The following is a 5867-nucleotide window of genomic DNA, read 5'->3' as shown; positions in this document are numbered from 1 at the left end:
ATAAGAGACAGGTTTTGGGGTGGGTGGGGAACCCAAAGCGCCCTCCGTAGAGTTAGGTGACCAGGGGTAGCGTGCGGTTTTGCCGCCGCCCCAGGACCGAACTCGCGACAACAGGAGCGTGTGCAGTGGCCAACCGGCCCCCTGTGAGCCTGCCGAAGCTGTCTCGGCGCAGCCGGATCCTGCTCATCATCGCCGGCGCCATCGTGCTGGCGCTGCTGCTCGGCGTGAGACTCCTGGATACCTATGTCGACTGGCTGTGGTTCGGCGAGGTGCAGGCCCGCGAGGTGTTCAACACCATCGTCGTCACCCGGATCGTCCTGTTCTTCGCGATCGGGTTGCTGGTCGGCGGCAGTCTCGCGATCAGCCTGTGGATCGCCTACCGGACGCGGCCGGTGTTCGTCCCCGTCTCCGGCACCGACGACCCGCTGTCGCGCTACCGCTCGGCCGTCGTCGGCCGCATCCGGCTGTTCGGCATCGGCATCCCCGTCATCGCCGGCCTCATCGCCGGAGCCAGCGGCGAAGGGGACTGGCAGCGGGTGCAGTTGTTCCTGCACGGCACCAGTTTCGGCCAGACCGACCCGGAGTTCGGCAACGACATCGGGTTCTACGCGTTCAGTCTGCCGTTCTACCAGTGGCTCATCGGCTGGCTGTTCGTCGCGATCACGCTGTCCTTCATCGGCGGGCTGATCGCGCACTACCTCTTCGGTGGCATCCGGCTGGCAGGCCGCGGCGGGCAGCTCGCGTCCGCGGCGCGGGTTCAGCTGGCCACCACGGCGGGGCTTTTCGTGCTGCTGAAAGCGGTCGAGTACTACTTCGACCGGTACAACCTGCTCTTCTCCGACCGCAACGCACCGTTGTTCTACGGCGCCACGTACACCGACCTCAACGCGGTGTTGCCGGCGAAACTGATCCTGCTGTGCATCTCGGCGATCTGCGCGGTCGCGTTCTTCGCGGGCGCCTTCCTGCGCAACATCCAGTTGCCGGCGATCGCGCTCGTGCTGCTCATCCTGTCCGGTGTGCTCGTCGGCGCGGCCTGGCCCGCCGTACTCGAGCAGTTCTCGGTCAAGCCCAACGCGAACCAGAAAGAAGCGGTCCCCATCAGCCGCAACATGGCGGCCACAAAGGACGCTTTCGGCCTCAACAACGTGCAGTACGAGGATTACAGCGGCACCGGGCAGGCCACCGCGGCACAGGTCAGCGCCGACACCACGACGGTGCCGAACATCCGGCTGCTCGACCCGAACGTGCTCGCGCCGACCTTCACCCAGCGCGTCGGTCGCGAGAACTTCTACGGCTTCCCGGCGAAACTGGACATCGACCGCTACAACATCGACGGCCAGCTGCAGGACTACATCGTCGCCGCGCGGGAGATCAACACCGCGAACCTGACCGGGAACCAGACCAACTGGATCAACAAGCACATGGTCTATACCCATGGGAACGGGTTCGTTGCCGCGCAGGCCAACACGATCGACCGCGCGGTCTCGACAGCCAACAGCGACGGCGGTTATCCGATCGCGGCCACCAGCGACACGCAGAACCCCACCGGCAAGGGCCTCATCCCGTCGAACCCGTCCGCGCCCGGGATCCAGGTCTCGCAGCCGCGGATCTACTACGGCGAGCTGACCAACGACTACGCGATCGTCGGCGGTCAGGCCGGCAAGGCACCCGGTGAGTACGACAGCGCCACCAACAGCGACTACCGCTACGACGGCAGCGGCGGCGTCCCGATCGACAACTGGTTCAACAGGCTTGCCTTCGCCGCGAAGTACGGCGAGCGCAACATCCTGTTCTCCGACGCCATCAGCGGCGGCTCGCGGATCATGTACAACCGGGACCCGCGCGAACGCGTGCAGAAGGTCGCGCCCTGGCTGACCGCCGACGGTGACCCTTACCCGGCCGTCGTGAACGGCAAGATCGAGTGGATCGTCGACGGCTACACGACGTTGAACAACTATCCGTACTCGCAGCAGACGCAGCTGGGCGAGGCGACCGAGGACTCGCTGGTCGGCACCGCGCGGCAGGCCAACAGCAACATCAACTACATCCGTAACTCGGTGAAGGCGACCGTCGACGCGTTCGACGGGACCGTCACGCTCTACTCGGTCGACGACAAGGACCCGGTGCTCAAGGCGTGGGAGAACGTCTTCCCCGGGGTCGTGAAGCCCGGCTCGGACATCAGCCCCGACCTGCGCTCGCACTTCCGGTACCCGGAGGACCTGTTCAAGGTGCAGCGGGAACTGCTCGCGAAGTACCACGTCGGTGACCCGCAGGAGTTCTACACCACCAACACCTTCTGGAACGTGCCGCAGGACCCGACGCAGGAAGGCGGCACCAACCTCGACGCGTCGGGACTGGCGAACCAGCCCGGCTACTACGTGCTCGCCGAGTCGCCGGGGGAGGGCTCGCAGACCTTCCAGCTGACCAGCTCGCTGACCGCGCTGCAACGGCAGTACCTGGCCGCGTGGATGTCGGTTTCCAGTGATCCCAAGGATTACGGCACGATCCGGGTACTGCGACTACCGACCACCGCGGCCGGCAACAGTCAGGTCGACGGTCCGGTCCAGGTGCAGAACAAGTTCCAGAGCGACTCGCAGTTCGCCCAGCAACGCACCCTGTTCAGCAACCAGTCCGTCACCGTCATCTTCGGCAACCTGATCACGTTGCCACTCGAAGGCGGATTCCTTTACGTGGAGCCGGTTTACATCCAGCAGCGCAACCAGAACAGTTACCCGCAGCTGGCGCGGGTGCTGGTGTCCTACGGCTCGAAAGTCGGCTTCGCCCCGACATTGAGCGAGGCGCTGAAACAGGTCTTCGGGGACGGCGCCAACCAGGCGGCGACCTCACCGGCGCAGCAGACCCCGCCGTCGTCGACCACACCGCCGCCGACGAGCACCACACCCGCGCCGCCCGCCGCGGGAGGCAGCAACCCGGCGCTCGACAAGGCCGTCGCCGACATGAGCGCCGCGGTCAGCCAGCTGCGCGCGGCGCAGCAGAGCGGTGACTTCGCCGCCCAAGGCCAGGCACTCGCGGCGATCGACTCGGCCGCCCGAGAATTCGAGGCCGCGAAGGGACTCGGGGCCACCACGAGCGCGCCGCCGCCGCCCGGAGGCTGATCCCGAAGGCACCCCGCGTGCACCCCGTAGAAACGAGGGCGTAGACTGAATTTCACAACGCGGGGTGGAGCAGCTCGGTAGCTCGCTGGGCTCATAACCCAGAGGTCGCAGGTTCAAATCCTGTCCCCGCTACTACAGATCAGGGCCCGGTCCTTCAAGGACCGGGCCCTTTCTTCATGCGGGTGGCCCACCGCGGGTTGGGCCGGATGGCGCATTTCAGTGACCATTGTGGACGGAGCTCGTGGCCACTGTGGACAGAACGGCCGAAAAGTGGGACGGTGAAGGGGTGTCTGAACTGAATGCGACAGCAGCGGCATTGCTTGGTTTGCTCCAGGACGGTCCGGCGACCGGTGGACAGCTGGTCGCCAGCGCCGAGGAACGCTTCGGCGCGTTCTTCAGCGTCACCCGCAGCCAGGTCTACCGGGAACTGCCCGCGCTCGCCAAGGAAGGCCTCGTCCGGCTTGGCAAGCAGGGCCCCCGCTCCAGCCAGCAGTACGCCATCACCGCCACCGGCAAGAAGGCCTTCCGAACCTGGCTCGGCTCGGACGCCGGCCCCGATCACCTGCGCAGCCCGCTGATCCTGCGCCTCGTGCACGCCGGTTCGCTCACCTCGAAGCAGCGCGCTTCGCTGATCGAGGCCGCGCGCACCGCCTACAGCCAGGAGCTCGACGAAGCCAAGGCCGCGGTCAAGGCGGCTGAGGACCCGTACGTCAAGGCGGTGGCCGAGTTCGGCCAGGCTCACGCCAGGGCCGCGCTCAAGCTCGTGGACGCGATCCCGGCGTCCTGAACACCTTCGGCGCGCCACGGCCGGTTCGCCCGTAACCGGCCGTGGCCCTTGCCGTAACCTTGAGGGTTGTGAGTGCTGAGTTCGAAACCGACCTGAAGGATCTCGCCGGCAAGCTGGCGCAGGTCGAGGCCGTCATGGACCTGGACGCCCTGCGTGCCCAGGTCGCCGACCTGGAAAAGCAGGCCTCGGCGCCCAACCTCTGGGACGATCCGGACGCGGCCCAGAAGGTGACCAGCCAGCTCTCCCACAAGCAGGCCGAGCTCCGTCGCGTGACCGAGCTCCGCGGCCGCGTGGACGACCTCGAGGTGCTCTGGGAGCTGGCCGAGGCCGAGGGTGACAACGCCAGCCGCACCGAGGCCGAGTCCGAGCTCACCCAGCTCACCAAGGACATCGATGCCCTCGAGGTGCGCACCCTGCTCTCCGGTGAGTACGACGACCGCAACGCCGTCGTCACCATCCGGTCCGAAGCGGGCGGGGTCGACGCCGCCGACTGGGCCGAGATGCTCATGCGGATGTACCTGCGCTGGGCCGAACGCCACGGCTACCCGACCGACGTCTACGACATCTCCTACGCCGAAGAGGCCGGCATCAAGTCGGCCACCTTCAAGGTGAGCGCCCCGTACGTCTACGGCACGCTGTCGGTCGAGCAGGGCACGCACCGGCTGGTGCGGATTTCGCCGTTCGACAACCAGAGCCGCCGCCAGACCTCCTTCGCGCACGTGGAAGTTCTGCCCGAAGTGGAAGAGGTCGACCACGTCGACATCCCCGAGAAGGACATCCGCGTCGACGTCTACCGTTCGTCAGGCCCCGGTGGGCAGAGCGTGAACACCACCGACTCGGCCGTCCGCATCACCCACCTGCCGACCGGCATCGTGGTGTCGTGCCAGAACGAGAAGTCGCAGCTGCAGAACAAGGCCGCCGCGCTCAAGGTGCTGCAGGCACGGCTGTTGCAGCGCAAGAAGGAAGAGGAGCGGGCCGAGCTCGACGCGCTCAAGGACGGCGGCTCCAGCTGGGGCAACCAGATGCGCTCCTACGTGCTGCACCCGTACCAGATGGTCAAGGACCTGCGCACCGAGTACGAAGTGGGCAACCCGAGCGCCGTCCTCGACGGTGACATCGACGGCTTCCTCGAAGCCGGAATTCGCTGGCGCAAGCAGGCCGCCGCGGTATAACGCTCACCGCCGGTGAGGGGTGCTGCTCCAAGTCAGCGATGGTGCCTACCCCGGTTTAACGGCGGCCTTGAGTACTATGGCCCACCGTGATCCGGCTCGACAGTGTGTCCAAGGTGTACAAGACGTCAACGCGTCCTGCCCTCGAGGGCGTTTCCGTTGATGTGGACAAGGGCGAGTTCGTCTTCCTGATCGGTCCATCCGGATCGGGCAAGTCGACGTTCCTGCGGCTCCTGCTGCGGGAGGAGGTGCCCACCAAGGGCCGGGTCTTCGTGTCGAACTTCGACGTAGCGAAGATGGCCCGCCGCCGGATCCCCCGCCTCCGGCAGACCATCGGCTGCGTCTTCCAGGACTTCCGGTTGCTCGGCAACAAGACCGTCGCCGGGAACGTCGCGTTCGCGCTCGAAGTCATCGGCAAGCCGAAGCACATCATCCGCAAGGTCGTGCCTGAGGTGCTCGAGCTCGTCGGTCTCGACGGCAAGGCCGACCGGATGCCCAACGAGCTTTCCGGCGGCGAGCAACAGCGCGTCGCCATCGCGCGGGCGTTCGTGAACCGGCCGCTCGTGCTGTTGGCCGACGAGCCAACGGGGAACCTGGACCCGGACACCAGCCAGGACATCATGCTGCTGCTGGAGCGCATCAACCGCACCGGCACGACAGTGCTGATGGCGACGCACGACCATTCCATCGTGGACTCCATGCGGCGGCGGGTCGTCGAACTGCAGTACGGCAAGGTGATCCGCGACGACGCCCGCGGCGTGTACGGCGTGGGCCGGTAGTTCCCCCGCTTCCGGT

4 protein-coding genes and 1 tRNA gene are annotated in these 5867 nt (G+C 66.6%); all 5 read left to right on the top strand.

The window, feature by feature from the left end; all coding sequences use genetic code 11:
* Positions 1–143 precede the first annotated feature (143 nt).
* The 5 genes from GKO32_RS37505 to ftsE all read left to right on the top strand — a co-directional run bounded on the left by GKO32_RS37505 (position 144) and on the right by ftsE (position 5851).
* Positions 144–3116, top strand: a complete 2973-nt coding sequence (locus GKO32_RS37505) for a UPF0182 family protein (protein ID WP_312869276.1) — start codon at positions 144–146, stop codon at positions 3114–3116.
* 58 nt (positions 3117–3174) lie between these two features.
* Positions 3175–3248, top strand: a tRNA-Met gene (locus GKO32_RS37500).
* Between the two features lie 154 nt (positions 3249–3402).
* Positions 3403–3903: a PadR family transcriptional regulator gene (locus GKO32_RS37495; RefSeq protein ID WP_312869275.1), complete on the top strand. Its 501-nt coding sequence runs from the start codon at positions 3403–3405 to the stop codon at positions 3901–3903.
* A gap of 68 nt (positions 3904–3971) precedes the next feature.
* Complete coding sequence (gene prfB, locus GKO32_RS37490) at positions 3972–5075, top strand: peptide chain release factor 2 (RefSeq protein ID WP_312869274.1); 1104 nt, start codon at positions 3972–3974, stop codon at positions 5073–5075.
* 86 nt (positions 5076–5161) lie between these two features.
* Positions 5162–5851 carry a cell division ATP-binding protein FtsE gene (ftsE, locus tag GKO32_RS37485; RefSeq protein ID WP_312869273.1) on the top strand — a complete coding sequence of 230 codons (690 nt, stop codon included), beginning with the start codon at positions 5162–5164 and terminating at the stop codon, positions 5849–5851.
* Positions 5852–5867 lie beyond the last annotated feature (16 nt).

The organism is Amycolatopsis pithecellobii, assembly GCF_009707865.1.
Lineage (GTDB): Bacteria > Actinomycetota > Actinomycetes > Mycobacteriales > Pseudonocardiaceae > Amycolatopsis_E > Amycolatopsis_E pithecellobii.
Note: the sequence above shows the minus strand (reverse complement) of the source record. Positions and strands in the feature narration are given on the sequence as shown.